The sequence below is a fragment of the Stenotrophomonas maltophilia genome, from assembly GCF_025642255.1.
Lineage (GTDB): Bacteria > Pseudomonadota > Gammaproteobacteria > Xanthomonadales > Xanthomonadaceae > Stenotrophomonas > Stenotrophomonas maltophilia_P.
The window spans coordinates 2,802,689-2,829,208 of the sequence record NZ_CP106759.1 but is presented as its reverse complement, the minus strand read 5'-3'; the positions used below and the strand labels follow the sequence as shown (position 1 = coordinate 2,829,208).

General features: G+C 66.9%; 29 protein-coding genes and 1 tRNA gene. 21 read left to right on the top strand and 9 right to left on the bottom strand.

Annotation, left to right across the window (positions count from 1 at the left end; translation table 11 throughout):
* Positions 1-66: 66 nt before the first annotated feature.
* From truB to N8888_RS13040, 4 genes are all read left to right on the top strand, one after another.
* Entirely contained in the window at positions 67-975 is a 909-nt protein-coding gene (gene truB / locus N8888_RS13055; RefSeq protein ID WP_065181858.1) for a tRNA pseudouridine(55) synthase TruB, read from the top strand.
* A gap of 172 nt (positions 976-1,147) precedes the next feature.
* Positions 1,148-1,408 carry a 30S ribosomal protein S15 gene (rpsO, locus tag N8888_RS13050; RefSeq protein ID WP_005417886.1) on the top strand — a complete coding sequence of 87 codons (261 nt, stop codon included), beginning with the start codon at positions 1,148-1,150 and terminating at the stop codon, positions 1,406-1,408.
* 151 nt (positions 1,409-1,559) lie between these two features.
* The gene (gene pnp, locus N8888_RS13045) at positions 1,560-3,668 is read left to right on the top strand and encodes a polyribonucleotide nucleotidyltransferase (RefSeq protein WP_053518678.1); all 2,109 of its coding nucleotides are present in this window, start codon (positions 1,560-1,562) and stop codon (positions 3,666-3,668) included.
* 136 nt (positions 3,669-3,804) lie between these two features.
* Positions 3,805-5,367, top strand: coding sequence for a winged helix-turn-helix domain-containing protein (locus N8888_RS13040; RefSeq protein WP_263175195.1), 1,563 nt, complete (start codon positions 3,805-3,807; stop codon positions 5,365-5,367).
* On the opposite strand, the gene N8888_RS13035 is transcribed toward N8888_RS13040, so the two are convergent.
* Positions 5,336-6,382 (bottom strand): serine hydrolase domain-containing protein, encoded by a 1,047-nt coding sequence (locus N8888_RS13035; RefSeq protein WP_263175194.1) that lies wholly within the window; start codon positions 6,380-6,382, stop codon positions 5,336-5,338. The two genes, N8888_RS13040 and N8888_RS13035, sit on opposite strands and share 32 nt — an antisense overlap.
* A gap of 260 nt (positions 6,383-6,642) precedes the next feature.
* Between N8888_RS13035 and N8888_RS13030 the strand changes: the two genes are divergently transcribed.
* Positions 6,643-7,833 carry a glycoside hydrolase family 18 protein gene (locus N8888_RS13030; RefSeq protein WP_263175193.1) on the top strand — a complete coding sequence of 397 codons (1,191 nt, stop codon included), beginning with the start codon at positions 6,643-6,645 and terminating at the stop codon, positions 7,831-7,833.
* 37 nt (positions 7,834-7,870) lie between these two features.
* Here the strand turns inward: N8888_RS13030 and N8888_RS13025 are convergent, their stop codons facing one another.
* From N8888_RS13025 to N8888_RS13015, 3 genes are read right to left on the bottom strand one after another with little or no spacing between them, the layout of a single operon-like run.
* Entirely contained in the window at positions 7,871-9,430 is a 1,560-nt protein-coding gene (locus tag N8888_RS13025; protein ID WP_128988813.1) for a PepSY-associated TM helix domain-containing protein, read from the bottom strand.
* Between the two features lie 10 nt (positions 9,431-9,440).
* On the bottom strand, positions 9,441-9,704 hold the full coding sequence (locus N8888_RS13020) for a hypothetical protein (protein ID WP_053518684.1): 264 nt from the start codon (positions 9,702-9,704) through the stop codon (positions 9,441-9,443).
* Positions 9,704-10,000 (bottom strand): hypothetical protein, encoded by a 297-nt coding sequence (locus N8888_RS13015; RefSeq protein ID WP_053518685.1) that lies wholly within the window; start codon positions 9,998-10,000, stop codon positions 9,704-9,706. The genes N8888_RS13020 and N8888_RS13015 overlap by 1 nt, the downstream gene beginning before the upstream one ends.
* A gap of 431 nt (positions 10,001-10,431) precedes the next feature.
* Between N8888_RS13015 and thrS the strand changes: the two genes are divergently transcribed.
* The 10 genes from thrS to N8888_RS12965 all read left to right on the top strand — a co-directional run bounded on the left by thrS (position 10,432) and on the right by N8888_RS12965 (position 18,832).
* Complete coding sequence (gene thrS, locus N8888_RS13010) at positions 10,432-12,333, top strand: threonine--tRNA ligase (RefSeq protein ID WP_065175534.1); 1,902 nt, start codon at positions 10,432-10,434, stop codon at positions 12,331-12,333.
* Positions 12,334-12,381: 48 nt separating this feature from the next.
* Positions 12,382-12,924: a translation initiation factor IF-3 gene (gene infC / locus N8888_RS13005; RefSeq protein ID WP_080104334.1), complete on the top strand. Its 543-nt coding sequence runs from the start codon at positions 12,382-12,384 to the stop codon at positions 12,922-12,924.
* 266 nt (positions 12,925-13,190) lie between these two features.
* The gene (gene rpmI / locus N8888_RS13000; RefSeq protein WP_005410436.1) at positions 13,191-13,388 is read left to right on the top strand and encodes a 50S ribosomal protein L35; all 198 of its coding nucleotides are present in this window, start codon (positions 13,191-13,193) and stop codon (positions 13,386-13,388) included.
* Positions 13,389-13,399: 11 nt separating this feature from the next.
* A complete protein-coding gene (rplT, locus tag N8888_RS12995; RefSeq protein WP_005410435.1) occupies positions 13,400-13,759 on the top strand; it encodes a 50S ribosomal protein L20 in 360 nt (119 codons plus the stop codon).
* Between the two features lie 190 nt (positions 13,760-13,949).
* Positions 13,950-14,945: a phenylalanine--tRNA ligase subunit alpha gene (locus N8888_RS12990; protein ID WP_065181862.1), complete on the top strand. Its 996-nt coding sequence runs from the start codon at positions 13,950-13,952 to the stop codon at positions 14,943-14,945.
* 85 nt (positions 14,946-15,030) lie between these two features.
* Complete coding sequence (gene pheT, locus N8888_RS12985; protein ID WP_263175192.1) at positions 15,031-17,412, top strand: phenylalanine--tRNA ligase subunit beta; 2,382 nt, start codon at positions 15,031-15,033, stop codon at positions 17,410-17,412.
* Positions 17,413-17,439: 27 nt separating this feature from the next.
* A complete protein-coding gene (locus N8888_RS12980; RefSeq protein ID WP_005410432.1) occupies positions 17,440-17,739 on the top strand; it encodes an integration host factor subunit alpha in 300 nt (99 codons plus the stop codon).
* Entirely contained in the window at positions 17,720-18,076 is a 357-nt protein-coding gene (locus N8888_RS12975; protein ID WP_053518690.1) for a MerR family transcriptional regulator, read from the top strand. Before N8888_RS12980 ends, N8888_RS12975 begins: the two co-directional genes overlap by 20 nt.
* Before the next feature lie 67 nt (positions 18,077-18,143).
* A tRNA-Pro gene (locus N8888_RS12970) sits at positions 18,144-18,220 on the top strand.
* 216 nt (positions 18,221-18,436) lie between these two features.
* Entirely contained in the window at positions 18,437-18,832 is a 396-nt protein-coding gene (locus tag N8888_RS12965; RefSeq protein WP_065181907.1) for a hypothetical protein, read from the top strand.
* A gap of 19 nt (positions 18,833-18,851) precedes the next feature.
* On the opposite strand, the gene N8888_RS12960 is transcribed toward N8888_RS12965, so the two are convergent.
* The gene (locus N8888_RS12960) at positions 18,852-19,547 is read right to left on the bottom strand and encodes an aspartate/glutamate racemase family protein (protein ID WP_053518692.1); all 696 of its coding nucleotides are present in this window, start codon (positions 19,545-19,547) and stop codon (positions 18,852-18,854) included.
* A 107-nt stretch (positions 19,548-19,654) separates the two neighbouring features.
* Between N8888_RS12960 and N8888_RS12955 the strand changes: the two genes are divergently transcribed.
* The 3 genes from N8888_RS12955 (at position 19,655) to N8888_RS12945 (ending at position 21,306) form a co-directional block, all read left to right on the top strand.
* Positions 19,655-20,287, top strand: coding sequence for a cation efflux transmembrane domain-containing protein (locus N8888_RS12955; RefSeq protein ID WP_263178409.1), 633 nt, complete (start codon positions 19,655-19,657; stop codon positions 20,285-20,287).
* 97 nt (positions 20,288-20,384) lie between these two features.
* On the top strand, positions 20,385-21,026 hold the full coding sequence (locus N8888_RS12950; RefSeq protein ID WP_263175167.1) for a LysE family translocator: 642 nt from the start codon (positions 20,385-20,387) through the stop codon (positions 21,024-21,026).
* Positions 21,027-21,132: 106 nt separating this feature from the next.
* Positions 21,133-21,306 (top strand): DUF1328 domain-containing protein, encoded by a 174-nt coding sequence (locus N8888_RS12945; protein WP_006380555.1) that lies wholly within the window; start codon positions 21,133-21,135, stop codon positions 21,304-21,306.
* Between the two features lie 57 nt (positions 21,307-21,363).
* Here N8888_RS12945 and N8888_RS12940 read toward each other — a convergent pair whose 3' ends face one another.
* Together N8888_RS12940 and N8888_RS12935 are read right to left on the bottom strand one after the other, a co-directional pair.
* Positions 21,364-21,597, bottom strand: coding sequence for a DUF1653 domain-containing protein (locus N8888_RS12940; RefSeq protein ID WP_053518695.1), 234 nt, complete (start codon positions 21,595-21,597; stop codon positions 21,364-21,366).
* 10 nt (positions 21,598-21,607) lie between these two features.
* Positions 21,608-21,883, bottom strand: a complete 276-nt coding sequence (locus tag N8888_RS12935; protein ID WP_053518696.1) for a hypothetical protein — start codon at positions 21,881-21,883, stop codon at positions 21,608-21,610.
* Positions 21,884-22,288: 405 nt separating this feature from the next.
* On the opposite strand from N8888_RS12935, the gene N8888_RS12930 reads away from it, so the two are divergent.
* From N8888_RS12930 to N8888_RS12920, 3 genes are all read left to right on the top strand, one after another.
* Positions 22,289-22,495 (top strand): hypothetical protein, encoded by a 207-nt coding sequence (locus tag N8888_RS12930; protein ID WP_065175527.1) that lies wholly within the window; start codon positions 22,289-22,291, stop codon positions 22,493-22,495.
* 132 nt (positions 22,496-22,627) lie between these two features.
* Positions 22,628-23,167 carry a DUF3011 domain-containing protein gene (locus tag N8888_RS12925; protein WP_263175140.1) on the top strand — a complete coding sequence of 180 codons (540 nt, stop codon included), beginning with the start codon at positions 22,628-22,630 and terminating at the stop codon, positions 23,165-23,167.
* A 170-nt stretch (positions 23,168-23,337) separates the two neighbouring features.
* Positions 23,338-23,541: a hypothetical protein gene (locus tag N8888_RS12920; RefSeq protein ID WP_263175139.1), complete on the top strand. Its 204-nt coding sequence runs from the start codon at positions 23,338-23,340 to the stop codon at positions 23,539-23,541.
* Positions 23,542-23,610: 69 nt separating this feature from the next.
* Here N8888_RS12920 and dxs read toward each other — a convergent pair whose 3' ends face one another.
* Together dxs and N8888_RS12910 are read right to left on the bottom strand one after the other, a co-directional pair.
* Entirely contained in the window at positions 23,611-25,518 is a 1,908-nt protein-coding gene (dxs, locus tag N8888_RS12915; RefSeq protein ID WP_065175547.1) for a 1-deoxy-D-xylulose-5-phosphate synthase, read from the bottom strand.
* A 105-nt stretch (positions 25,519-25,623) separates the two neighbouring features.
* Positions 25,624-26,289, bottom strand: a complete 666-nt coding sequence (locus N8888_RS12910; RefSeq protein WP_053518701.1) for an HNH endonuclease — start codon at positions 26,287-26,289, stop codon at positions 25,624-25,626.
* Positions 26,290-26,520: the final 231 nt, after the last annotated feature.

Sequence of the window (26,520 nt, the reverse complement as noted above, 5' to 3'; positions counted from 1 at the left end):
CGATGTCTGATGCAGGCCGCGCCGCGCGCTTGCCGGGCATGGTCCGGCGCTACACCCGTATCTGTCATGACCCGAATTCAGTTCCGCCGCCTGGACGGCATCCTGCTGCTCGACAAGTCGACCGGCATGAGCTCCAACGCTGCCCTGCAGGTGGCGCGCCGCCTGTTCCGTGCCGAGAAGGGCGGGCATACCGGCAGTCTCGACCCGCTGGCCACCGGCCTGCTGCCGTTGTGCTTCGGCGAGGCGACCAAGATCGCCGGCCTGCTGCTGGGCTCGGCCAAGGCCTATGACGCCGAGATCGTACTCGGCCAGACCACCGACACCGATGACGCCGAAGGCGAGGTGCTGCTGCAGCGCCCGGTGCCGCAGATCACTGCTGACGTCCTGCAGGCCGCGCTGGCACCGCTGACCGGCAGCATCCGCCAGCGGGCCCCGATCTATTCAGCGCTGAAGCAGGGAGGCGAGCCGCTCTACGTGAAGGCCCGCCGCGGCGACGCCATCGAGGCGCCGGAGCGGCAGGTCCAGGTGCATGCCATCGAGGTCCTGGAACAGCAGCCCGAGCGGCTGCGCCTGCGCGTCACCTGTGGCTCGGGTACCTACATCCGCAGCCTGGCGCGTGATCTCGGCGAGGCGCTGGGCTGTGGTGCGCACATCAGCGCCCTGCGCCGGCTGTGGGTGGAGCCGTTCCGCGAGCCGGCGATGGTCACCCTGGACCAGCTGCGGGCCATGGTCGAAACGGGCGACCTGGCGGCCATGGATGCGCTGCTGCTGCCGCTGGCCGACGGTCTGGCCGGGTATCCGCGGGTCGAGCTGGACGCCGGCCAGACGCAACGGTTCTGCATGGGACAGCGGTTGCGCGATGCCGGCTGGCCGCGCGGTCTGGTGGCGGTGTTCGGTCCGGACGCCGCTGTCCAGGGCCTCGGTCAGGTCGATGACAGTGGCCTGCTGGCCCCGCAGCGCCGCTTCAACCTCTGAGCAGGGCGGGGCGGTTCAGCCCCGGTCCTTGTCCCCGGAGCCCCTGGCCGTTACAATTTCGCGGCCATTTTCTGGCAGCCTGCCCCGCGCAGGTTTCATCCCTGTAGTCCACGGCGAGCCTGGCGGTGCGCGAAGCGCGTTCCTGCCGGCCACGCATCACTGAGAAAAAGACATGTCGATCGACACCCAGAAGGTCATTGAAGACAACAAGCGCAGCGCCGCCGACACCGGCTCCCCGGAAGTCCAGGTGGCCCTGCTGACCGCCCGCATCGAACTGCTGACCGGCCACTTCAAGACCCACAAGAAGGATCACCACAGCCGCCGCGGCCTGCTGCAGATGGTCAACCGCCGTCGCAGCCTGCTCGACTACCTGAAGAAGAAGGACGTCGAGCGTTACAAGGCCCTGATCGAGAAGCTTGGCCTGCGTCGCTAAGCAACGAATCCCCCGCGGCGCAGCGATGCGCCGCGGTTTTGTTTTGTAGTACCGCAATCCCCGATTCAGGCCGGAACGATCCGGTCACCCGCTGGCGGCAAGGGTCGCCGACGGTCCAAATTCGCAGACAGCATCCCCAAGGACACCCTCCGTGGCAAAAATCACCAAAACCTTCCAGTACGGCAAGCACACCGTCACGCTTGAGACCGGCGAAGTCGCCCGTCAGGCCAGCGGCGCCGTCATCGTCAAGATGGACGACACCGTACTGCTGGTCACCGCCGTCGCCGCCAAGAGCGCGCGCGAAGGCCAGGACTTCTTCCCGCTGACCGTCGACTATCAGGAGAAGTTCTACGCCGGCGGCCGCATTCCGGGTGGTTTCTTCAAGCGCGAAGGCCGTGCGACCGAGAAGGAAACCCTGATCTCGCGTCTGATCGACCGTCCGATCCGTCCGCTGTTCCCGGAAGACTACAAGAACGAAGTGCAGATCATCGCCACGGTGATGTCGCTGAACCCGGACGTGGACGGTGACATTCCGGCCCTGATCGGTGCTTCGGCGGCCCTGGCTCTGGCCGGCACCCCGTTCATGGGTCCGATCGGCGCTGCCAAGGTCGGTTACAAGAACGGCGAGTACATCCTGAACCCGACCGTCAGTGAACTGGCTGACTCGCAGCTGGAACTGGTCGTTGCCGGTACCTCCAACGCCGTGCTGATGGTCGAATCCGAAGCCGCGCTGCTGTCGGAAGAAGTGATGCTGGGCGCCGTGACCTTCGGTCACCGCGAAATGCAGAAGGTCATCAACGCGATCAACGAGCTGACCGTCGAAGCCGGCACCAAGCCGTCGACCTGGGAAGCCCCGGCCAAGAACGAAGCGCTGATCGCCGCCCTGAAGGAAGCCATCGGCCCGCGCCTGGGCGAAGCCTTCCAGGTGCGTGACAAGCTGCAGCGTCGCGATGCCATCTCGGCGATCAAGAAGGACGTGGTCGAAGCCCTGGCCGGCCGCGTGGCTGCCGAAGGCTGGAACCCGGCCGAGCTGTCGAAGGAATTCGGCGAACTGGAATACCGCACCATGCGCGACTCGGTGCTGGACACCAAGGTCCGCATCGACGGCCGTGCGCTGGATACCGTCCGCCCGATCTCCGTGAAGACCGGCGTGCTGCCGCGTACCCACGGCTCCTCGCTGTTCACCCGCGGCGAAACCCAGGCCATCGTGACCATCACCCTGGGCACCGCCCGCGACGGTCAGGTCATCGATGCCGTTGCCGGTGAGTACAAGGAAAACTTCCTGTTCCACTACAACTTCCCTCCGTTCTCGGTGGGTGAGTGCGGCCGCATGATGGGTCCGAAGCGCCGCGAGATCGGCCACGGTCGCCTGGCCAAGCGCGGCGTGCTGGCTGTCATGCCGTCGCTGGAAGCCTTCCCGTACACCATCCGCGTCGTCTCGGAAATCACCGAGTCGAACGGTTCCTCGTCGATGGCCTCGGTCTGCGGTTCGTCGCTGGCCCTGATGGACGCCGGCGTGCCGGTGAAGGCCCCGGTGGCGGGTATCGCCATGGGTCTGGTCAAGGAAGGCGACCGCTTCGTCGTCCTGTCCGACATCCTGGGTGACGAAGATCACCTGGGCGACATGGACTTCAAGGTGGCCGGTACCGCTGAGGGCATCTCCGCCCTGCAGATGGACATCAAGATCGAAGGCATCACCGAAGAGATCATGAAGCAGGCGCTGCAGCAGGCCAAGGCTGGCCGTCTGCACATCCTGGGCGAAATGGCCCACGGCCTGACCGCTCCGCGTTCGGAACTGTCCGACTACGCGCCGCGCCTGCTGACCATCAAGATCCACCCGGACAAGATCCGCGAAGTGATCGGCAAGGGTGGCTCGACCATCCAGGCCATCACCAAGGAAACCGGCACCCAGATCGACATCCAGGATGACGGCACCATCGTCATTGCCTCGGTCAACGCGATCGCTGCCCAGGCGGCCAAGGCCCGCATCGAGCAGATCACCTCGGACGTCGAGCCGGGCCGCATCTACGAAGGCAAGGTCGCCAAGATCATGGACTTCGGTGCGTTCGTCACCATCCTGCCGGGCAAGGACGGCCTGGTCCACGTCTCGCAGATCTCCAGCGAGCGCGTCGAGAAGGTCGGCGACAAGCTGAAGGAAGGCGATGTGGTCAAGGTCAAGGTGCTGGAAGTCGACAAGCAGGGCCGTATCCGTCTGTCGATGAAGGCCGTGGAAGAAGGCGAGGGCGCCAGCGCCGAATGATCGACCCACGGTCGATCACGGCAGGTGTCAACCCGGGTTGAGCACCGCCGCTGACATCGCTGGAATGAGAAAGCGGGCTTCGGCCCGCTTTTTCTTTGTCCGGCATCCTGAGCGGGCTTGCCGCTATGCTGTTGTCATGGACCTCCTGCGCCTGCTCGACCTGGACATCGACCGCCCGGCGCAGCGCGTGAGCCGGGCCGGTGAGGCCCTGCCCATCAGTGGCCTGAGCTGGACCCTGTTCGACGTGCTGCTTGCACACGGCACCCGTGTGGTGGATTTCGACACGTTGGCGGCCCAGGTCTGGGCACCTGCGGTGGTTGGCGAGGATGCGGTCAGTCAGCGGGTGAAACTGCTGCGGCAGGCACTCGGCGATGACAGCCGTGAGCCGCGCTACATCCGTTCGGTGCGCGGGCGCGGCTATCAGCTGTGCGCCGCACCGATACCGATGGCACCGCCGCCAGTGATCGGATCGTCACGAGGGCGCTGGTGGTGGGCTGCAGCGCTGGTGGCGGTGGGCGGGTTGGCGGCGGCGGTGCTGGCGTGGCCGGACCAGGCTCCGCCCGCCGCAGCGACGTCCCTGCTGCAGCGCGCGGACTATTACGCCAGCATCGGCCAGGCGAGCAACAACGAACGCGCGATCGCCCTCTACCGCCAGGCACTCCAGGTCGATCCAGAATCCAGCGCGGCCCGGCGTGGGCTGGCACGTGCATTGTCGGCGCAGGGATGCCTGTTCAACGGTTCTCCGCAGCAGATGCGCGAAGCGCTGGCGCTGGCCGACTCCGAACGTGCACGAGCGCCGCATGACGGTGCCACGTACGCCCTGCGCGGGTATGCGCATGATTGCCTTGGGCGGATGGACGATGCGGTAGCCGACTACGTGCGCGCGATCCAGCTCGATCCTGCGGACGAGCGCACCCGCGCATCGCTGGCCTACCTGCAGCAGGAGCAGGGCCACCTGTCGCTGGCGCTGCGCGCCAACCTCGCACTCAAGGCACCCGAACGCATCCGCTTCCGTGATGTGCAGGTGGCGCGCGAAATGGAACTGCTCGGTTTCACCCAGGCGGCAGCGCAGCGCCATGCGCGCAACTTCCAGCTTTACCCGGACAACGTGTTCGCCAACATCGCGTGGCCGCGCAGCCTGTACGTTGCCGGGGCCGCCGGGCGCGCCCGGGAGGAGCTGGCCATCGCATTGACGCGTGGCACACCACACCCCCAGCTGCTGCGCCTACAGGGAGAACTGGCATTGCTGGCCGGTGACACCGCGGCGGCGGCCGAGGCGTTCGCGACGGCGCACCGGCTGCGGCCGCAGCAATCGTTGGGAGAGACGCTGGCGGGCCTGTACGGATCGACGGCCATCGATCCGGCATGGGCACGTGCGCGATTGCAGCGCCTGCCGGCGGGGAGTGGTGATGGTTGGGCCGATGCTGCGCTCGAGCGGGCTCTGCTGTTGCAGTCGGTGGGTGATGCGAAGGCCGCCGTGGCCGCGCTGCACCAGGCGGTGGACGATGGCTTCCGCGATGCGGCATGGCTGCGTGCCACGCCGCTGTATGCTCCGCTGCGCAGCGCGCCGGAGTGGGAGCCGCTGCTGGCGCGTATCGATGCGGATGTCGCCAGGCAGCGCGCGCAGGTCCTCGCCGCCGCATGGCGACCCTCCGATCTGTCCGGTCTCAGCGCAGTGCCGGAAGCAGGAACTCAGTGAGAATCCGCCGCGACTGCGGATGGGCGAAGCTGCGGTTGTAGGCTTGGCTGGTGACTACGGCCACGGCATTCCTGTCAGGAATCAGGAAGACATAATTGCCGCCGTTGCCGGACATCGCCCACACGGTCCGCTGCCTGCCCTGCACCGTGAGCTGCAGGCCCCACCATTGGTAGCCGTACTCGCTGCCATCGCCAGTGCGGGCCTGTGGCTGGATCATTGCAGCGATGAAATCACGGGGAACCAGTTGCCGGCCATTGCCGCGCCCCTGATCCAGCACCAGCTGCCCCAGCCGCGCCAGGTCGCGGCTGCGGTAGCGCGTGCCGCCGCCTCCCATTCCGATGCCCTCCGGTGAACGGTTCCAGTGGCTCTCGGTGATGCCCAGCGGACGCTCCAGTGCCCGGGCGGCATAGTCCGACAGTGGCATGCCGGTGGCCCTCTCGAGCACGGCGCCGAGCACGAACGAGTCGGCCGTACAGTACGCGAAGGAACGGCCATGAGGGCTGTCCTCCGGTCGCTGCATCCAGGGCGCGAAGCCCTTCACCGGCAGGGACAGGGCGAAGTCCAGCCAACGCTCGCTCACGTACATGCGCTCTTCGTGGCCGCTCGAGAATGGGTTCTCGTCGTCGCATTCCCACAGGCTGCTCATGGTCAGCAGATCCTGCAGGGTGATGGCGCGCAGGCGCGGGTCGACGACGTGGCGCGCGGTGAATCCGGGGAAGTAGTCGTAGACCCGGGCCTGCACGCCCGGCAGCGCCCCCTCGCCGATGGCGGCGCCGATCAGCAGTGCGGTCACGCTTTTGCTGGCCGAGCGCACATCGTGCAGGGTGCCCGCGTCCGCGCCGTTGAAGTAGCCCTCGTAGACGACGTTGCCGTCGACCTGCAGCAGCACGCTGCGGATCTGCTTGAGGTCATCGCGGGCGATGGCCTGCTCCAGGGCGGGCAGGCGGACGGAGGCAGGCGTTGCGGCGCCGGTGGTGTGGGGTATGAATGCCAGCAGCAGAAGGAGGAAGGACATCAACGGACGCATGGTCGGGCTCCATCGGAAAGGAGACTGGATTGAGCCCGGTCCTTCGCTGAAGTGCTGGAAGCGTGTCTGAAGAATTCTGAAGGGTCAGTACCGGCGACGGCAGCGCGCTGTCCTGCCGTGGGGCGTCAGGGACATGCCGATGTCATCCTGCGGGCGTCCGTGCCTGTCCAGTGGACGACATTCGATGAAGCCGCGCCGGGGCGTGATCGGTTTGCTACCGTGGCTGCGCCTTCGAACCGGGAGATCCCATGTTCCGCCAGACCCTGGCCGTCCTTGCCGTACTCGTCACCGCTGCCGTGCCCGGCGCAGTGCACGCTGCGCCGGCGCAGTCGCCGATCTTCGGCGCCTACTACCCCGGTGGCTCGGCCGGGCGCTATCCGGTGTCGAGCATTCCAGCCGAGCGCCTGACGCATCTGTTCTACGCGTTCTCCACCATCGAAGACGGCCGATGCGTGATCGGTGCGGACGCATCGAAGAACGTTGCCGAGCTGGCTGACCTGAAAAAAGCGCATCCGCATCTGCGCACGCTGATCTCGATCGGCGGCTGGGGCGCCGGTGGGTTCTCCGATGCCGCGCTGACCGAAGCCAGCCGCAGGCGCCTGGTCGACTCCTGCATGACGCTGTTCTTCGAACGGCACGCAGGCAGCTTCGACGGCGTGGACATCGACTGGGAGTTTCCGGTCAGTGGCGGCCCGAAGGAACTGGCCCATCGTCCGCAGGACCGGGCCAACATGACGCGCCTGGCGCAGGCGTTCCGTACCGCGCTCGATACGTACGGGCGCAGGGCAGGGCAGCCGATGCTGCTGACCGCCGCGCTGGCCGCTGGCCGGCTGCAGACCGATGGCCCCTATGATCCCGCCGCCAGCTACGACCTGCCAGCGCTGGCCCGGATACTCGATTTCATCAACCTGATGAGCTACGACATGGGTACCGGTTTTTCGGCCGTGTCGACCTTCAACGCGCCATTGCATGAAGTGCCGGCCGACCCGCTGGCGCCGGAACTGCGGCGCTGGAACAACGTGGCCGGTGCGGTGCAGTACTACCGCGAACATGGCGTGCCGGCGGACAAACTGGTGCTGGGCGTGCCGTTCTACGGGCGCGGCTTCAAGGTGACCGGGGAGACTGCCGACGGCCTGTACCAGGCTTACAGTGCGCCGGCCGATGCCGGCGACTGGCGGGTGATCAAGGCGCGTTACCTCGATCAGCCGGGCTGGACCAGGCACTGGCACCCGCAGGCGCAGAGCCCGTGGTTGTACAACCCGCGGGAGAACGTCTTCATCAGCTATGAAGACCCGCGTTCGATCGGCCTGCGGGCGCAGTTCGCCCGCGAACAGGGGCTGGCCGGTGTCTTCATGTGGGAGCTGACCGGCGACGATGAACAGGCCAGCCTGCTCAACGCGATGCTGGCGCCCTGGCACAAGGCCCGCGTGGGCGATTGAAGGCGCCGCGCTCCGCCGGCATGGCCCGGCGGGGCGGTCAGTCGGCCCAGACGCTGTTGGGGTCGCCGTTGCGCGCCCGGCGTTGGCTGGCCAGCGCCAGGCGCGCAAAGCCGAAGGCCATCGCCAGGGCGACGGCGTCGATCCAGAACAGCGGCCAGTGCCCGGCAGCGGCGGCACGCCACAGCCAGTCACCGTTCAATGCACCATGCAGGACCGGCACCAGCGCGGTCGCGGCCGCAGCGGCCCACAGCAGTTCCCGGGCAGCCTGTGCGGGCCTGCGCAGGAATGCCCACAGCGCGCACGCGGCCCAGCTGCTGAAACAGGCCCAACGGATGCCCGGGTCGACCGCCGCGGGTGCTGCGCGTTCGAGCACCAGCGCCACCACGAACGCCAACGAGATCGCCACGCACAGGCCGATGCAGACACCGACGGTGGCACGCGCCATGTTGACGGCCGCACGCGACTGCTCGGGCTGGCGTCGCTTGCGTCGCGATTCGATCCACAGCAGGTTGCCGGAATAGAACAGGAAGGCGCCGCCGAGCCCCATCAGGAAGTACAACCAGACCACCACGCCGTTGCCGAACTCACCGAAATGAAGCGCATAGGCGGCGCTCAGCGTAGCGTGATTGGCATCGCGCTGGCCCGGCAGCTGCGTGGCCAGCACGTCGCCGGTGGCCACGTCCAGGGCGACCGCCCCCAGCGGGCCCAGCGTGCCGGTGGATTCGCCGGTGATCTCGATGGTGGCCTTTGCGTCGCCACCATTGGCCAGTTTCAGATAGGCCGGTTCGAAGTTGGCCACGCCCTGGGCGCGGGCCACTTCCAGGGCGCGCGCATGCAGGACCTGCAGGCTGCCCGGCGGTGCCGGAACGCCGCTGGCCTCGCGCACCGGAGCGGTATCCATCGCGGTCGGCACGGCCTGCAGCAGTTTGCCATCGAAGATCAGCGGATTGAGCAGTGCCATCTGTACGAACGCCAGGCAGAGCAGGGCGCCGGTAACGGCGAACATCAGATGGAAGGGCAGACTGAGCACGCCGATCACGTTGTGCGCATCCTGCCACTGCTGCTTGAGGTTGCGGCCCGGGCGCAACGCGAACAGGTCACCCAGCAGTTTCGGCAGGTGGATCACCAGGCCGCTGAGCAGGGCCATGCCGTACAGCAGGCTGACGATGCCCATCACATACACGCCGGCCACCGGCAGGCCCAGGCTGTAATGCAGCTCGTTGACCAGTTCGGCCAGACCGGTCTGCGGCGGCGTCGGGCTGCCGGCGGTGTGTCCCGGCCACGCATAGCGCCAGCTGCCGTCATCGGTCTGCCAGTAGGCCAGCGGCTGCGGATGGTCGGTGCCGGGGAAGGTCATGCCGACATGGCGGCGTGCCTCCGCGTGGGCTGCCAGCACGTCCTCGAGCAGGTGCTGTGCGTCATCCAGGTCCGCGGGCAATGCCGTCGCCGCGCCCGGCGTCTGCCACAACGGCAGGTCATGGTGGAAGAGGGTCAGGGCGCCTGCATAGAAGGCCACGAACAGGCCAAAGCCGGCGACCAGGCCGACCCAGGTGTGCAGGGTGGTGAACGTTCGCAGCGTCTGCGAGGAGAACTTCATGGGGACGGTCTCATTGCACCGCACCGGCCAGGCGCAGCAGGCCGAGCACGGCGAAGCCGGCGCCAGCACTGCCGGCCAGGGCCAGCCAGGCGTGCGCGGCGCGGCGGAAGCTGAACGCCCAGAGGGCGGCCAGCATCCACAGCGGGATGAAGGCGATCAGGGCCGGTACCAGGGCGTGCTGCCATGGGCCGGGCGGCAGCCAGGCCACCAGTCCGGTGGCGGCCGCGGCCAGCAGGAAGCCGGCGAAGATGCCGGCGAGGGCGCGGGCCCACATCAGCGCGGCTCCGCGCCGGGGCGGTGCCAGGCGGCGATGGCCGGCAGCAGCATCGCCGCCAGCATCCAGGTGCACAGCATCGCCACCAGCCCGGCGGCGAAGCCCAGTTCGGCCATCCACAGCCACAGTGCGGCCGCAGCGGCAACCAGGCCGATCTGTCGGCCAAGCCGGCCAGCCCGGCGCAGGCGCGGCCAGCGGCAATGCGGCGAGGCGGCATAGAAGGCCGTCGCCGAGAACATCGCAGACAGCACGCCCAGGCTGCAGAAGCCGAGCGTGGAAAGGCCGACAGTGATCATTGCCGGCAGCCTGCGCGGCGCGAGGGCGGCGAACGCGGGACACGGGCGGGGCCGGCGTAGGCCGGTCGGAGCGGGTGGCGCATCACGAGGTCCTGGGGGAAAGCGGGCAGGCTGGCACGGGGCGGGCTGCCTGGATATGGTAATCATTGCGATTTCAAGCTGCCAGCGACGGCCATTCAGGGGCGCGACGGGGAGTGCTTGGGCTTTCCCGCGCACTGGTCTAAAATCGCAGTCATTATCCTGACTGGAACAAGGTGGCCCGCGCCCAGCGCCGGCCGAGCGTGCGACATGAGCACTACCACCGCCCACGGTTGACCTGCCCCCGAAGGCCCTGCGTTCCAGGCGCCCTCGCGGCGCTTTTTTATTGCCCGGGCGCCTGCCCGGAGCCGCTTTCCAGCCCGCAGCGCGGGCCCCCGCACGAAGCCACTGCGATGATCAACATTACCCTTCCCGACGGCAGCCGCCGCGAGTTCGAAAACCCCGTCAGCGTCATGGACGTCGCCCAGTCGATCGGTGCCGGCCTGGCCAAGGCGACCATCGCCGGCTCGGTCGATGGCGTGCTGGTCGATGCCAGCGACGTCATCGATCACGATGCCAGCCTGCGCATCATCACCGCCAAGGACGAGGAGGGCGTGGAGATCATCCGCCACTCCTGCGCCCACCTGGTCGGCCATGCCGTCAAGCAGCTGTACCCGGACGTGAAGATGGTCATCGGCCCGGTGATCGCCGAGGGCTTCTACTACGACATCTACTCCGAGCGCCCGTTCACCCCGGACGACATGGCCGCGATCGAGAAGCGCATGGGTGAACTGATCGCCCAGGACTACGACGTCATCAAGAAGATGACGCCGCGCGCGGAAGTGATCGAGATCTTCAAGGCGCGTGGCGAGGACTACAAGCTGCGCCTGATCGAGGACATGTCCGACGACATCCAGGCCATGGGCATGTACTACCACCAGGAGTACGTGGACATGTGCCGTGGCCCGCACGTGCCGAACACGCGCTTCCTGAAGGCCTTCAAGCTGACCCGCATTTCCGGTGCGTACTGGCGTGGTGACGCGCAGAACGAGCAGCTGCAGCGCATCTACGGCACCGCCTGGGCCGACAAGAAGCAGCTCGATGCCTACATCAAGCGCATCGAGGAAGCCGAAATGCGCGACCACCGCCGCATCGGCAAGCAGCAGGACCTGTTCCACCTGCAGGAAGAGGCGCCGGGCCTGGTGTTCTGGCACCCCAAGGGCTGGGCGCTGTGGCAGGTGGTCGAGCAGTACATGCGCAAGGTCTATCGCAACAGCGGCTATGGCGAAGTGCGCTGCCCCCAGATCCTGGACGTGAGCCTGTGGAAGAAGTCCGGTCACTGGGACAACTACCAGGACAACATGTTCTTCACCGAGTCGGAGAAGCGCACCTACGCGGTCAAGCCGATGAACTGCCCGGGCCACGTCCAGGTGTTCAACCAGGGCCTGCACAGCTACCGCGACCTGCCGATCCGCTACGGTGAGTTCGGTTCCTGCCACCGCAACGAGCCCTCCGGCGCACTGCACGGCATCCTTCGCGTGCGCGGCTTCACCCAGGACGACGGCCATGTGTTCTGCACCGAGGCGCAGATCGAATCCGAAGTGACCGCCTTCCACCAGCAGGCGCTGGCGGTCTACCGGCACTTCGGCTTCGAGGAGATCCAGATCAAGATCGCGCTGCGGCCGGAATCGCGGCTGGGCGATGACGCCACCTGGGACAAGGCGGAGGGCGCACTGCGCTCGGCGCTGGCCAGCTGCGGCGTGGAGTGGCAGGAACTGCCGGGCGAGGGCGCCTTCTACGGCCCGAAGATCGAGTACCACCTGAAGGACGCCATCGGCCGTACCTGGCAGCTGGGCACGATGCAGGTCGACTTCATGATGCCCGGCCGCCTGGGCGCCGAGTACGTGGACGAGAACAGCCAGAAGAAGCACCCGGTCATGCTGCACCGGGCGATCGTCGGCTCCATGGAGCGTTTCATCGGCATCCTGATCGAGCACCATGCCGGCCAGTTCCCGGCCTGGCTGGCGCCGACCCAGGTGGTGGTGGCCAACATTACCGACGCCCAGGCCGACTACGTCTCGGGCGTGACCAAAACCCTTGCGGAGCAAGGCTTCCGCGTCAGCTCGGATTTGCGTAACGAGAAGATCGGCTATAAAATCCGCGAGCATACGTTGCAGCGCGTGCCCTACCTGCTGGTCATTGGTGACCGCGAGAAGGAAAATGGGGCTGTGGCGGTGCGTACGCGTTCTGGCGAAGACCTGGGCAGCATGAGCCTGCAGGCCTTCATCGAGCGGCTCCAGGCCGAGGGCGCGTAAGCAAAGGTCCGGTCCGGGGGCACAGGCACCCGGACCGGTTCGATACCCTTGGGAGAACGTAATATCAGCACCCCTGACAACAAACAGAACCGCAAGAATCAGGAAATCCGTGTGCCGCGCGTCCGCGTGATCGGCAGTGACGGAGAAATGATCGGCGTGTTGTCGCGCGACGAAGCGCTGTCCATGGCCGAAGATGAAGGCCTGGACCTGGTCGAAATCCAGCCGCAGGCCGATCCGCCGGTCTGCAAGATCATGGACTTCGGCAAGTTCAAGTTCGAAGCGCAGAAGAAGGCCAGCGAGGCCAAGAAGAAGACCAAGCAGGTCGAGATCAAGGAAGTGAAGTTCCGTCCGGTCACGGACGAGGGCGACTACCAGATCAAGCTGCGCAAGATGCGCGGATTCCTTGAAGAAGGCGACAAGATCAAGGTCAACATCCGTTTCCGTGGCCGTGAAATGAGCCACCAGGAACTGGGTCGCGAAATGGCCAACCGGATCGAAGCCGATCTGGGCGAGGACATCGTCATTGAATCCCGTCCGCGCCTGGAAGGGCGTCAGATGGTCATGATGATCGCGCCGAAGAAGAAGACCTGAGGCCTGACGGGCCGCCTTCCGGGGCGCCTGGCTGAATGGTTCAGGGTAAGGGGGCGCCACTGGCGTCCCTTTGCTTTTGCAGGATGCCGGTGAAATGCCGGCGCAAGGGGTGCTGGGGCTGGTGGCAGGGCGGTTTTGCCTGTATCATGCCCGGCTCGACCCACCCAGGACGGGTCGTACGCCGATCATGGCAGGACGGAAAGAGCGGCCCAGGCCGCCGCCAGATCAGTCAGAAACCAGGGTCAAATCCCATCAAGGACATTGCAATGCCCAAGATCAAGACCAACCGGGCAGCGGCCAAGCGTTTCCGCAAGACCGCCTCGGGCAAGTACAAGTGCGGCCACGCCAACCGTAGCCACATCCTCACGAAGAAAGCGACCAAGCGTAAGCGTAATCTGCGTCAGACGGGCCATGTCCGTGCAGAAGACGCAGGCCGTCTGGACCGCATGCTCCCTTACCTCTGAGGAACTGAAAAATGGCACGAGTTAAGCGTGGCGTACAGGCGCGTCGCCGCCACAAGAAGATTCTGGATCTCGCCAAGGGCTATTACAACGCCCGCCGCAAGGTCTTCCGCGTTGCCAAGCAGGCGGTCATCAAGGCACAGCAGTACGCCTACATCGGCCGTAAGCAGAAGAAGCGCAACTTCCGTTCGCTGTGGATCACCCGCATCAATGCGGCTGCCCGCATCAATGGTCTGAGCTACAGCCGCTTCATGAACGGCCTGCTGAAGGCCGGCATCACCCTGGACCGTAAGGTCCTGGCTGACATCGCCGTGCACGACGCAGCCGGCTTTGCCGCGCTGGCCGAAAAGGCCAAGGGCGCGCTGGCGGCATAAGTCCTTCCCGATGCCGTTGCCGTTCATCCGGAACGGTGTCAGGTCAAGGCAATGCATGGGGAAGGGCGCAAGTCCTTCCCCATTCTTTTTTGGGTCCCGGCGTGGCCACGGCGACGCGGGGACGGCGGTGGCGACAGGGGTCGGCCCTTCGCCTGCCGCGATGGCAGATCGACTGGAGTTCCGGCCCCCCATGAGCGACATCCAATCCCTCACCACCCAGGCGCTGGCCGAGGTGGCTGCTGCACAGAGCCCCGACGTGCTGGAGCAACTGCGCGTGGCCCTGCTCGGCAAGAGCGGCAGCATCACTGCGCAGCTCAAGCAGCTCGGCGCCCTGCCGGCCGACGAGCGCAAGGCCGCCGGTGAAGCGATCAACCAGGCCCGCGACGCACTGACCCGCGCGCTGGGCGAGCGCAAGGCGCTGCTGGAGGATGCGGCACTGGATGCGCGCCTGGCCGCCGAAGCCATCGACATCACCCTGCCGGGCCGCAATGGCGAACGCGCCGGCCTGCACCCGATCACCCGTACCCTGGAGCGCATCACCGGCATCTTCGGCCGACTGGGCTACGAGCTGTCGGAAGGGCCGGAGATCGAGGATGACTGGCACAACTTCGAAGCGCTGAATTTCCCGCCGCACCACCCGGCGCGCGCCATGCATGACACCTTCTACTTCGGTGACGGCCGCCTGCTGCGCACGCACACCTCCGGTGTGCAGGTGCGCTACATGGGCGACCATGCGCCGCCGCTGCGCATGATCGCCGCCGGCAAGGTGTACCGCAGCGACAGCGACCAGACCCACTCGCCGATGTTCCATCAGGTGGAAGGCCTGCTGGTGGACGAGCACTCGACCTTCGCCGACCTGAAGGGCACGCTGGCCGAATTCGTCCGTGCCTTCTTCGAGCGCGACTTCGAGATGCGCTTCCGTCCCAGCTACTTCCCGTTCGTCGAGCCCGGTGCGGAAGTGGACATCGCCTGGCAGCAGCCCGATGGCAGCACCCGCTGGCTGGAAGTGCTCGGCTGCGGCATGGTCCATCCGAACGTGCTGCGCAGCGTCGGCATCGATCCTGAGCGCTACACCGGTTTCGCCTTCGGCATGGGCGTGGAGCGTTTCGCGATGCTGCGCTACGGCGTCAACGATCTGCGCGCGTTCTTCGAGAACGATGTGCGCTTCCTGAAGCAGTTCGCGTAACGCATTCGGCAACGCCGGGCCCAGCCTGGCGGACTCAAACATTCGACGGCCCAGGCGCCTGCGCCGGGTCCACCAGGGTGACAACATGAAATTCTCCGAAAACTGGCTGCGCAGCCACGTCCCCACCCGCGCGTCGCGCGATGAGCTGAGTGCGGTGCTGACCGCGATCGGCCTGGAAGTGGAAGACGTGACCGCGTTGGGCGAGGGCCTGCAGCACGTGGTGGTGGCGCGCATCGTCGAGGCCGTGCGCCATCCCGAAGCGGACCGCCTGCAGGTCTGCCGGGTCGATGCCGGGCAGGGCGAGCTGCTGCAGATCGTCTGCGGCGCACCGAACGCGCGTCCGGGCCTGGTCGCGCCGCTGGCGATGGTCGGTGCGCAGATCGGCGAACTGAAGATCAAGCCGGCCAAGCTGCGGGGTGTCGAGTCCAACGGCATGCTGTGCTCGGCGAAGGAGCTGGGCCTGGACAACGATGCTTCCGGCCTGCTGGAACTGCCCGCGGATGCCCCGGCCGGCCAGACCCTGGTCGACTACCTAGGCCTGCCCGATGCCAGCATCGAGATCAAGCTGACCCCGAACCGTGCCGACTGTTTCAGCGTGCGCGGCATCGCCTACGACGTGGCGGCCGCCACCCGCAGCCAGGTGCTGGACTTCGCTGCAGCACCGGTCGCCGCCGTCGGCAGCCGAGAGCTGTCGATCCGGCTCGACGCCGGCGCCGAGGCGCCGCGTTACCTGGGGCGCGTCATCGAGGGCCTGAACCCTGCGGCGAAGACCCCGCTGTGGATGGCCGAGCGCCTGCGCCGCAGTGGCGTGCGTCCGGTGTCGCTGCTGGTCGACATCACCCAGTACGTGATGCTGGAACTGGGTCAGCCGATGCATGCCTATGACCTGGGCACCCTGCAGGGCAGCATCGCCGTGCGGCGCGCACGCGCAGGCGAGAACCTGAAGCTGCTCGATGGCCGCGATGCCGTGCTGGACGACAGTTTCTTGGTCGTGACCGATGCTGATCGCGCGGTGGGCCTGGCGGGTCTGATGGGGGGCTTCGATTCCCGTGTGACCGACGCGACCACCAGCGTGTTCCTGGAGGCTGCGCACTTCGCGCCGGCAGCGATCATGGGCCGTGGCCGCAAGCTGGGCCTGCACACCGATGCCGGCCACCGCTTCGAGCGCGGCGTCGATCCGGCGCTGCCGCGCACCGCCATCGAGTACGCCACCCGCCTGGTGCTGGACCTGGCCGGCGGCACCCCGGCACCGGTCACCGAGGCCGTGCGCGAGGCTGACCTGCCCCGGCCGGCCACCATCGCGCTGCGCCGCGCGCGCATTACCCGCGTGCTCGGCATCACCATCGAGGATGCCGAAGTGGAGCGCATCCTGCGCGCGCTGGGCATGGAGGTGGTCGCCACGGCGGACGGCTGGCAGGTCACCGCACCGAGCCGCCGTTTCGATATCGCCATCGAAGAGGACCTGATCGAAGAGCTGGCCCGCATCCATGGCTACGAGCAGATTCCCACCACCCTGCCGGGCGGTGCCGCGCGCGTGGCGATGCCGAGCGAGACCCGGCTCGACACCCTCAGCGTGCGTCGCCAGCTGATCGCGCGCGACCTGCAGGAAACCCTCAATTTCGCCTTCGTCGACGATGCGCTGCTGACCCAGTGGCAACTGCGCGACGATCTGGTGCCGCTGGCCAATCCACTGTCGGCCGAACTGGCGGTGATGCGCCCGTCGCTGCTGCCGGGCCTGGTGGCCACGCTGGGCCGCAATGCCGCGCGCCAGCTGGGCCGGGTGCGCCTGTTCGAGATCGGCCGCGTGTTCGCCCGCCAGGCCGGGGAGGGCCAGCCGGCGCCGCTGGAAACTCCGCGTGTTGCTGCCGCGGTGTGCGGCGATGCGCAGGCGGTGCAGTGGGGACTGCCTTCCCGCAAGGTCGATTTCCATGACCTGAAGGGTGATCTGGAGTCCCTGGCTGCTGCCAGTGGTGCCTCGCTGGAGTTCCGCCCGTCGAGCCGTGCGCATGGCCACCCGGCGCGCTCGGCCGAGGTGTTCCGCGACGGCGTTGCGATCGGCTGGATCGGCCAGATCCACCCGCGCCTGGCCAAGGCGATGGACATCGAGGCCGATGTCTACGCCTTCGAGCTGGACCTGGAGCCGCTGTCGGCGCGCCGCCTGCCGCGTGCCGGCGAGCTGTCGCGCTTCCCGGCGGTGCGACGCGACCTGGCGTTCCTGGTGCCGGAGCAGGTGGCCTGGAGCGATCTGGCCGCGACGGTCCGCCAGGCCGCCGGCCCGCTCCTGCGCGAGCTGAACCTGTTCGACCGCTATGTGGGCCAGGGGGTCGAGCCGGGATTCAAGAGTCTCGCTATGGGCTTGATTTTGCAGGACAAGTCGCGCACTCTGACGGACCGCGACGTGGATGCGGTGGTGGCCGAGGCGGTCACCGCCATCGAGCGTGAACACCACGCCCGGATCCGCGGCTGAGCGGGCAGCACTCGGGGGTAGCAGGCAATGGCATTGACCAAGGCGGAGATGGCGGAAAAGCTGTTCGACGAAGTCGGTCTGAACAAGCGTGAAGCCAAGGAATTCGTCGACGCGTTTTTCGATGTGCTGCGTGAAGCATTGGAACAGGGACGTCAGGTGAAGCTGTCGGGCTTCGGCAATTTCGACCTGCGGCGCAAGAACCAGCGTCCGGGCCGCAATCCGAAGACCGGCGAGGAAATTCCGATTTCCGCCCGTACGGTGGTCACCTTCCGTCCGGGCCAGAAGCTCAAGGAAAGGGTGGAAGCTTATGCTGGATCCGGGCAGTAACCGCGAACTACCGCCGATCCCGGCCAAGCGCTACTTCACCATCGGTGAGGTGAGCGAGCTGTGCGACGTCAAGCCGCACGTGCTGCGCTACTGGGAAACCGAGTTTCCCAGCCTTGAGCCGGCCAAGCGCCGCGGCAACCGCCGCTACTACCAGCGCCATGACGTGCTGATGGTGCGGCAGATCCGCAGCCTGCTGTACGAACAGGGCTACACGATCGGCGGTGCCCGCCTGCGTCTGGAGGGCCCCGATGCCCGCGAGGAATCGGCGCTGAGCAACCAGATCATCAAGCAGGTGCGGATGGAGCTGGAAGAAGTGCTGCAATTGCTTCGCCGGTGACCCAAATCCCGCGTGATCCGCTATACTTCACGCCCCGCCGCACTGGCGGGAACATCGCAGCATCAGTCGGGGCGTAGCGCAGCCTGGTAGCGCATCTGCCTGGGGGGCAGAGGGTCGTCGGTTCGAATCCGGCCGTCCCGACCACTGTGATGGAACAGAAGGCCCGCGCAGCGATGCGTGGGCTTTTTTGTGGGTGAACCGATGGGCGATGCGGCCGCGTACGCCGGCCCATGCGTGACCGACATCCCGTATCATCGCTGCACATCCGATCGCATCGGTTTCTCCTTCCGTCTCTCTTCCGCGTCCGCTGGCGCAGCATGTGGCTGCGGTCATGGGCGTGCAGCGGGTCCGTGGAGGTGGATGCGCGGACCACGACGACCACAGGGGGTTGCGTTGATCAGCAGTACCGTCATTCATCGCTCGGCTGAGGCAGGTGCCGCCGAGGTGCAGGTCCTGGACACCACGTTCAAGGGCAAGCACGTCTTTGTCAGCTGGGGCCTGCGTGGGCCCGAGTTGACCCGCAGTGCCGACCCGGCCGCAACGGTGGCCGCGCGCCGCGCATTGCAGACCGTTTCCCGGCACAACGAGGGGCCGCGCAGCCCCGAGGTGTTCATCGCCAACCAGTCGGCGGTGGCGATCACGGTCTATCGCTTGTTGACCGAGGCCCGGTCCGGCGATGCGATCTTCTTTCTGTGCGACTCGCAGGCGGTGGTGGATTGGCTGGTCACGGCGCTGGAAGTGCAGGGGGCGGAGTGATCGCGTCCATGCCGGCCGTCTATCCCGCCAGCGCGGCGTCAACCGCTGCCTGGGCGTGCAGGCTGGTGGTGTCGAACAGCGGCACCGCACTGTCCTGCGGGCGTACCAGCAGCATGATTTCGGTACAGCCGAGAATGATCGCTTCGGCACCACGCGCCACCAGCCGCGCGATCACGTCGGCGTAGACCTGTCGCGAGCGCTCGCTGACCACGCCGGCGATCAGCTCCTGGTAGATGATGTCGTGGACCTGCTGGCGATCTTCGGCGTCGGGTACCAGCACTTCCAGCCCGAAGCGACCGGCCAGGCGTCCCCGGTAGAAGTCCTGCTCCATGGTGAAAGCAGTACCGAGCAGGCCCACCCTGCGCCAACCGGCCGCCACGATGGCGGTGGCGGTCGGGTCGGCGATGTGCAGCAGCGGCAGCGGGCAGGCTGCTTCGATCTGTGCGGTCAGGGCGTGCATCGTATTGGTGCAGATCAGCAGTACATCGGCGCCGCCCGCCTGCAACCGCTCTGCCGCATCCACCATGTGCCGCGCAAGCGCATCCCAGTCGCCGTCGTGCTGCAACTGCTTGATCGGAGCGAAATCCACCGACCACATCAGCAGCTGCGCCGAGTGCGCGGCCCCCAGGCGACGGCGCACCTCTTCGTTGATGAGGCGGTAGTACTGCGCCGAACTCTCCCAGCTCATGCCGCCGATCAGGCCCAGGGTCTTCATGTGCCGCTCCAGGTGGGGAGGCGCCATTGCAGCACAGGCGGGCGGCGATGTCGCCGCGACCGCTGACAGGCGCGATAATGCGGCCATCGATGATCGAGGGCAGGGTGATGGGCGAATGCTGTGGCTGCGGCAGGACGATGGACCTGGCGGCGATGCAGGCGCGTCACCGCCGCGTGCTGCGGATCGTGCTGCTGGTCAACCTTGCCACGTTCGCGATGATGGTGCTGGCTGCCTGGTACAGCCATTCTTCGTCACTGCTGTCCGGTGCGCTGGATAATCTGGGCGACGCGGCCACCTATGCGCTCAGCCTCGCGGTGGTGGGTGCGGGCATCGTCGCCAAGGCACGTGTGGCGCTGTTCAAGGGGCTGCTGATCCTTGCCGCAGCGGTGGCCGTGGCGGTGCAGATCGGTTGGCGCCTGCTGCATCCGGAGGTGCCGCTGTTCGCCAGCATGGGCTTGGCCGCCCTGCTCAATCTGGCAGCCAATTCACTGTGCCTGTGGCTGCTCACACCCTATCGCAACGATGACGTCAACCTGGCGTCCGCCTGGGAGTGCTCGCGCAACGATCTGTACGAGGGCTCGGCGGTGCTGCTGGCTGCAGGGCTGGTGGCGCTGTTCGGTGCGGGCTGGCCCGATCTGCTGGTGGCGGCCGCACTGCTGGTGCTGTTTCTGCGGTCGGCGATGCGTGTGCTGGGTACGGCGTGGTCGGAGCTGCGCGCGGCACGGCAGGTTCATGCGTGAGTGGCCACCTGTAACCGTCGCATCGGCATCGCGCTGTATGTGACGTCGCGGTGAGCCACCGCCTATGCTGGGACGGTTCTCTTTCGTGGATGGCCGAATGTCCCTGCAGACCTGGTGGTGGTTCCTGGCTACGGTGTTCGTGCTGTGTGGCACCCCTGGACCGAACATGCTGCATATCCTCGGACGCAGCGTCGGCCTGGGATTCCGCGCCAGCCTCCCGGCCATGGCCGGCTGCCTGCTGGCCATGCTGGCGGTACTGGCGGCCTCCGCCGCCGGGTTGAGCGCACTGCTGCACTCCTCACCCATGCTGTTTGAAGTGCTGCGCTATCTGGGCGTGGCCTACCTGGCCTGGCTGGGCCTGAAAGCGTGGCGCGACAGCAGCCGGCCGGCAGCGCCGGTGGACGTTGAGGCCCCGGCGACGGTGCTGCCAGCGGACGGAGCCTGGGCGGTATTCCGCGGCGGCCTGCTGGTGGGCCTGAGCAATCCCAAGCTGCTGCTGTTCGCCACGGCGTTCCTGCCGCAGTTCGTCGATCCCGCGCGGGGGCAGGCCCTGCAGTACAGCGTACTGGTGGCAACCTTCGCCAGCTGCGAGCTGTTCTGGTACGTGATGTATGCCGCCGGTGGCCATGGCCTGCGCCATTGGCTCGGCCGGCCGTTCGCCCGGCGCTGGTTCGAGCGGCTGGTGGGCAGCGTATTCCTGGCGTTCGCGGTGGCCCTGCTGCGCTTCCGGCCCCGTTGATCCGTATGCGGCTTCACGCCGCACGCGCGGCTCCCTCACGAGGCTGGCATCGGCTGCGGCCTAGGCTGATCGCACTGTTTTCAGTCCCTGTGGGGAAAGGATCGACATGATCAAGTGGGCCATCATCTTCGCCATCATCGGTGTGATCGCCGGCGTGCTCGGCTTCGGCGGCATCGCGGGTGCCGCGGTGGGTATCGCCAAGTTCCTGTTCTGGGCCGGCATCATCATTGCCGTGGTGCTGTTCCTGCTGGGCATGACCGTCGCGAAGAAGGTCAGCTAGCGGCTGCCTGCGTGGCAGCGCGCGCAGGCGTGCGCTGCCACGCGAGACGCGCAGTCTTCAGTCTTCGATACGTGCGAAACGAGGCTGTGGGCCAAGTGCGCCCGGTACCTGTTCTACGAACATGGCGTACGGTCGCACCCACAATCCGCCTTCGCCATACAGTGCGCGGTAAAGCACCATCGGCTGCAGGGTCTCGCTGCTGCGCACGATGTCGATCACTTCATACTCGCCGCCCTTGAAATGGCGATAGCGGCCGCGCGCAAGCGTGGGCAGGGGACTGAGCGCCGTCATGGGGCCGCACTCATCTGCGCGCCGGCTGTGCCGGCATCGCGCAGTAGGCGTCGATCGCCTCGGCGGTGTTGGCCAGGCCCTGCGCCTGGGCCAGTTCCCAGGGGCGCTCGCAGCGCTGGCTGCGCTCGCACCACTGGTAGCCAGCCGAGCCGATGCAGCCATGGGCATCGCGATCACCGCCGACTACGGGTGCGGAAGTGGCTGCCGCTTCGCGCACGGGCGTCTGTTGCGGTGCCGCGCAGGCGGCCAGGGCCAGCAGCATCGGCGCCAGCATGAGGGCTTTCATCGAGGACACTCCGTGGCCTAAACCACCAGTGTGCGGCGGGCCAGCAGCAGCGGCAAGCACTCAACTCATCGACGCGCGGATCAGTTCCTCGATCAGGACCAGGTAGCAGGCTGCGAAGTAGAACTTCAGCAGCGTCGAGCGCTGCGGCGGTTGGAAGGTGCGCATGTGGAAGGGGCCCCTGTTGGTGACGATAGTGTGAAGCCAAGCTGACTTCGTGACAAGAATCACGAAAGTCATGGGGTGAACGGGCTCAGGGATGTGACGAAGCGCGAATTCCGATCCGCCGGCGGGGATTTTTCGGACAAATCTGATAGGCCCTGCCTGAAGCGCTCGCTAGCCTGAACAGGTATCGGCGCTCTCACCTCATCCCCGGCGCCGCGTCCATTCCCTCCGTTGGAGTCGATCATGGTGTTTACCGTCCACTGCAATGCCCAGCACTGGTTCGTGCTGGACCCCGAGGCGCGCACCACCGCCTCGTTCGCCCGCGGCGCCGACGCGTTCGATGTCGCCACCGAACTGGCCCAGGAACATCACCGCCGCACGGGCCAGCACTGCATCGTGCGTGTGGAGGCACTGGGGGGGGCAGTGGATGTACTGCGGATCGGTGCCTAGCGGCCGACCCTGCGGCGCAGTCAGCCGTGGTTGAGCTGTTTGAATGGGGAAAGAACCGACGGTGCGTTGCCCTCTGTGCGCCGTGCCGCGAATCCCGGATGCTTGCCGCCACGCATTCATCTGGAGATCTCGATGGGCAACGCACTCACCTGGCGCACCCTGGCCTGCGCACTGCTGCCGATGCTGGCCGCCGCCGGGGGCGCGCAGGCGCAGAACTATGGTTATGACGTCGATCGCCATGGCGGCCGCGACGGGGGCGGCATCGTGCGATGCGAATCGGTCAAGAACCGCAGCAATGAGTGCCGCCTTGAAGGGCGGCCCCGGCTGATCCGCCAGCTGTCCGGCTCGCCGTGCGTGGAGGGCGAGACCTGGGGCCAGTCGCGCTCCGGGGTGTGGGTGACCCGGGGCTGCCGGGCCGAGTTCGTCGGCGAGTCGCGTCGTGGCGGCGGCTGGGGTGGTGGATGGGGCAACGGCAATGGCCGCGGTGGCGAAGTGATCGCCTGTCATTCCAATGGCCATCGACAGGAATACTGTGACACCCGCGTCCGCCGCAGCGTACGCCTGATCCGGCAGGACTCCCGCAGTGCCTGTATCGAGGGCCGGACCTGGGGCTGGGACCGCCGCGGCATCTGGGTCAGCGATGGGTGCCGCGCCCAGTTCCAGGTGAACTGAGTCCTTCCGGCCATCTGCGTCAAAATCAGAAAAGTCTGATATTGCTCACAGTTTGAACGCCGTATCGTCTGCAATCAGGGCACGGGTGCCCTGATCGCATCGGCAGTCCGTGCCGGCACCGATGCACGCCTTCCGCCATCATCGATACGCTGCCTCAAGGAGTGAGCTGCATGTTGATCCGCCTTCAGTGCGAACAGCGCCAATGGCGTGTTCTGCACCCGGATAGACCGGAGCCGATCGAGTTCCGCGACGGCGCCCGCGCCTTCGATTTCGCCCAGGCCCTGGCCCGGCTGCACTTCGCGGACACCGGGCAGCGCGCCGCCGTGCGCGTGGAAGCCAGCGGCGCGTTCGTGGAAGCGATCAGCTACGGTTGAACAGGGACCGCGCGTCGTTCCGCAGCAGGCGTGGGAAACCGGGCGCCTGCCCGGTTCCACCCGGAACGGTCAGCCCGCCGCGCTCAGCGGCGGAGTGGTGGCAGCCAGCTGTGGCCAGCGCTTGAGCACGGCCGCGCGGATCCCGGCGGCATCGATGCCGGCTTCAGCCAGCAGGTCCTCGCGGCTGGCATGATGCTGATAGGCGTCGGGCAGGCCGAGATGCAGGATCGGTCGCAGCACCGCTTCGGCGTTGAGCAGCTCGGCCACGCCGGAACCGGCGCCACCGGCCACCACGTTGTCTTCGATGGTCACCAGGCCTTCGTGCTGGGCGGCCATTGCCAGCACCAGGTCGCGGTCCAGCGGCTTGATGAAGCGCATGTTGACCACGCTCAGGCCCAACTCGCGGCCCACCTGTTCGGCGGCGGCAACGGTGCTGCCGAACGCCAGCAGGGCGATGTGGCTGCCCTGCACGCGCAGCTCGCCCTTGCCGATCGGCAGCGTGGACAGGTCACTGCCGGCCGCGACGCCGGTACCGCTGCCACGCGGGTAACGCACGGCGGCCGGACCGGCGTACTGCAGACCGGTGCTGAGCATCTGCCTGCACTCCGCCTCGTTCGACGGGGCCATCACCACCATGTTCGGCACGCAGCGCAGGAAGCTCAGGTCGAGGTTGCCGGCATGGGTCGCCCCATCCGGTCCGACCACGCCGGCGCGATCAATCGCGAACAGCACGTCGAGGTCCTGGATGGCCACGTCATGCACCAGCTGGTCGTACGCGCGCTGCAGGAAGGTGGAATAGATCGCCACCACCGGCTTGCCGCCCTGGGTGGCCATGCCGGCGGCCAGGGTGACCGCGTGCTGCTCGGCGATCGCCACGTCGAAGTAGCGCTGCGGGTATTCCCTGCTGAAGCGCACCAGGCCGGAGCCTTCGCGCATCGCCGGGGTGATGCCGTACAGGCGTGGCTCCGCGGCGGCAGCGTCGCACAGCCAGTCGCCGAACACGTCGGTGTAGGTCGGCTTCTTGGCGCCGGTCTTGGCCACCAGGCCCTTGTCTGGATCGAACGGGCCCACTGCGTGATAACCGATCTGGTCGCCTTCGGCAGGCTCGTAGCCCTTGCCCTTGGTGGTCATCACGTGCAGCAGCTTGGGGCCCTTGGAGGCGCGCAGCGTCTTCAGCGTGGACAGAAGGGCGGGCAGGTCATGGCCGTCGATCGGGCCGGTGTAGTGGAAGCCCATCTCCTCGAACATCGTGGAGGGCACGAACATGCCTTTCCAGTGCTCTTCCCAGCGCTTCACGAAGCGCGCCGGATTGTTCTTCTTGTCGCCCAGGATCTTCTTGCCGCCTTCGCGCAGTGCATTGAGCGTGCGGCTGCCGGTGGCGCGGCCGAGCATCTTGGTCAGCCCGCCGACGGCCTCGGAGATCGACATGTTGTTGTCGTTGAGGATCACCAGCAGATTCGGCTCCGGCTCCATGCCGCCCGCGTGCATCAGCGCCTCGAAGGCCATGCCGGCGGTCATCGCGCCGTCACCGATCACTGCCACGATCTTGCGGTCGTCACCCTGTGACTGGCGGGCGATGGCCATGCCCAGTGCGGCGGAGATCGAGGTCGAGGAATGACCGACCCCAAAGGTGTCGAACTCGCTTTCCTCGCGCTTGGGGAACGGCGCCACGCCGTCCTTCTGCTTGACGGTGTGGATCTCGTCACGGCGGCCGGTGAGGATCTTGTGCGGGTAGGTCTGATGGCCCACATCCCAGACCAGCTGGTCATGCGGGGTCTGGTACAGGTAGTGAAGGGCGACGGTGAGTTCGATCACGCCCAGGCCGGCGGCGAAATGTCCGCCGCTCTTGCCCACCGATTCGATGAGGTAGGCGCGCAGTTCGTCGGCGACCGCCCTCAGCTCGGATTCGTCGAACGTGCGCAGGTCATCCGGCGTCTGGATGTGCGCGAGGCGGGGATAGCGGGCAGAGTCGATCATCATGTTCGCACGTGTTCTGAACGACCATTTTCGCCCTCAAACGGGGGTGGGGCAAGCAAACGCCGCCGTCCGTGACAGGACGGTGAGGGTTGCCGGCCGGCAGGTTCAGGTGCTGAGCTTGGAACGCTTGGGCAGCTGCGCTTTCAGGAACGCCATCTGGTCGGCCAGGATGTTGCGGTTGGACAGGATCAGGTGCTCGATCCAGCTGGGCCGGTAGGGCACCGCCAGCAGCGGCATGCCGGCCTGCTGGGGGGTACGGTCACTCTTGCGCGAGTTGCAGTGGAAGCATGCGGTGACCACGTTTTCCCAGCAGTCCAGCCCGCCCTTGGACAGCGGCATGACGTGGTCGCGGGTCAGCGAGGGACGGTTGAACTGCTGGCCGCAATACAGGCACAGGTGCGAATCGCGGGCGAACAGGGCCGGGTTGGTCAGGTTCGGGGTAGGGTCGATGGCACGGGATCGCGCGTGGCCGCGCGCGGCGATGATCGGATGCAGGTCCAGGCCACTCTGCAGGCCGCTGAACCGGTTGGTTCCGCCGTGGATGTGCAGGCAGGGGTCGCCAAGGGTCCAGGCGACGGCCTCGCGGGCGTAGAGGCAGGCGGCATCCTGCCAGGTGATCCAGTCCAGTACGCGTCCGTGGGCGTCGAGCGAGAGCAGCCGGACCGAACCGGGGCGGTGCAACGTCGTGACGTTGGGCGATGCTTCGACGCCCGGAGCAGAAAGCGGGGCTCCGGCTTCGATCAGACCCAAGCGTGTAGTGTCTGTCTCCATCGGGAGAACAGCTTATACCTGAATGTTGACGATTTGTGTATCGCCCGTCGGCGATACGCAAATCGCAAGATTCAGGTCCGCGCATTCCTCCTGTCTCCCGCGCCGTTGGCGCGCCCCCCTTAACAAAGGGGGGCTTTTCTCCAGAGGGATGATCGAGGGCGGTCAGGCCGGGGTCGGATCCCTTTCCGAGGGAAAGGACTCTGACCCCTCATCCACGCATGGCGTGGATCT

Coding starts and splice junctions, on each gene's coding strand:
- truB (WP_065181858.1), top strand. CDS start 67: ATGACCCGAATTCAGTTCCGCCGCCTGGACGGCATCCTGCTGCTCGAC.
- rpsO (WP_005417886.1), top strand. CDS start 1,148: ATGTCGATCGACACCCAGAAGGTCATTGAAGACAACAAGCGCAGCGCC.
- N8888_RS13040 (WP_263175195.1), top strand. CDS start 3,805: ATGGACCTCCTGCGCCTGCTCGACCTGGACATCGACCGCCCGGCGCAG.
- N8888_RS13035 (WP_263175194.1), bottom strand. CDS start 6,382: ATGTCCTTCCTCCTTCTGCTGCTGGCATTCATACCCCACACCACCGGC.
- N8888_RS13030 (WP_263175193.1), top strand. CDS start 6,643: ATGTTCCGCCAGACCCTGGCCGTCCTTGCCGTACTCGTCACCGCTGCC.
- N8888_RS13025 (WP_128988813.1), bottom strand. CDS start 9,430: ATGAAGTTCTCCTCGCAGACGCTGCGAACGTTCACCACCCTGCACACC.
- N8888_RS13020 (WP_053518684.1), bottom strand. CDS start 9,704: ATGTGGGCCCGCGCCCTCGCCGGCATCTTCGCCGGCTTCCTGCTGGCC.
- N8888_RS13015 (WP_053518685.1), bottom strand. CDS start 10,000: ATGATCACTGTCGGCCTTTCCACGCTCGGCTTCTGCAGCCTGGGCGTG.
- thrS (WP_065175534.1), top strand. CDS start 10,432: ATGATCAACATTACCCTTCCCGACGGCAGCCGCCGCGAGTTCGAAAAC.
- rpmI (WP_005410436.1), top strand. CDS start 13,191: ATGCCCAAGATCAAGACCAACCGGGCAGCGGCCAAGCGTTTCCGCAAG.
- rplT (WP_005410435.1), top strand. CDS start 13,400: ATGGCACGAGTTAAGCGTGGCGTACAGGCGCGTCGCCGCCACAAGAAG.
- N8888_RS12990 (WP_065181862.1), top strand. CDS start 13,950: ATGAGCGACATCCAATCCCTCACCACCCAGGCGCTGGCCGAGGTGGCT.
- pheT (WP_263175192.1), top strand. CDS start 15,031: ATGAAATTCTCCGAAAACTGGCTGCGCAGCCACGTCCCCACCCGCGCG.
- N8888_RS12980 (WP_005410432.1), top strand. CDS start 17,440: ATGGCATTGACCAAGGCGGAGATGGCGGAAAAGCTGTTCGACGAAGTC.
- N8888_RS12975 (WP_053518690.1), top strand. CDS start 17,720: ATGCTGGATCCGGGCAGTAACCGCGAACTACCGCCGATCCCGGCCAAG.
- N8888_RS12965 (WP_065181907.1), top strand. CDS start 18,437: ATGCGCGGACCACGACGACCACAGGGGGTTGCGTTGATCAGCAGTACC.
- N8888_RS12960 (WP_053518692.1), bottom strand. CDS start 19,547: ATGAAGACCCTGGGCCTGATCGGCGGCATGAGCTGGGAGAGTTCGGCG.
- N8888_RS12955 (WP_263178409.1), top strand. CDS start 19,655: ATGGGCGAATGCTGTGGCTGCGGCAGGACGATGGACCTGGCGGCGATG.
- N8888_RS12950 (WP_263175167.1), top strand. CDS start 20,385: ATGTCCCTGCAGACCTGGTGGTGGTTCCTGGCTACGGTGTTCGTGCTG.
- N8888_RS12945 (WP_006380555.1), top strand. CDS start 21,133: ATGATCAAGTGGGCCATCATCTTCGCCATCATCGGTGTGATCGCCGGC.
- N8888_RS12940 (WP_053518695.1), bottom strand. CDS start 21,597: ATGACGGCGCTCAGTCCCCTGCCCACGCTTGCGCGCGGCCGCTATCGC.
- N8888_RS12935 (WP_053518696.1), bottom strand. CDS start 21,883: ATGAAAGCCCTCATGCTGGCGCCGATGCTGCTGGCCCTGGCCGCCTGC.
- N8888_RS12930 (WP_065175527.1), top strand. CDS start 22,289: ATGGTGTTTACCGTCCACTGCAATGCCCAGCACTGGTTCGTGCTGGAC.
- N8888_RS12925 (WP_263175140.1), top strand. CDS start 22,628: ATGGGCAACGCACTCACCTGGCGCACCCTGGCCTGCGCACTGCTGCCG.
- N8888_RS12920 (WP_263175139.1), top strand. CDS start 23,338: ATGTTGATCCGCCTTCAGTGCGAACAGCGCCAATGGCGTGTTCTGCAC.
- dxs (WP_065175547.1), bottom strand. CDS start 25,518: ATGATCGACTCTGCCCGCTATCCCCGCCTCGCGCACATCCAGACGCCG.
- N8888_RS12910 (WP_053518701.1), bottom strand. CDS start 26,289: ATGGAGACAGACACTACACGCTTGGGTCTGATCGAAGCCGGAGCCCCG.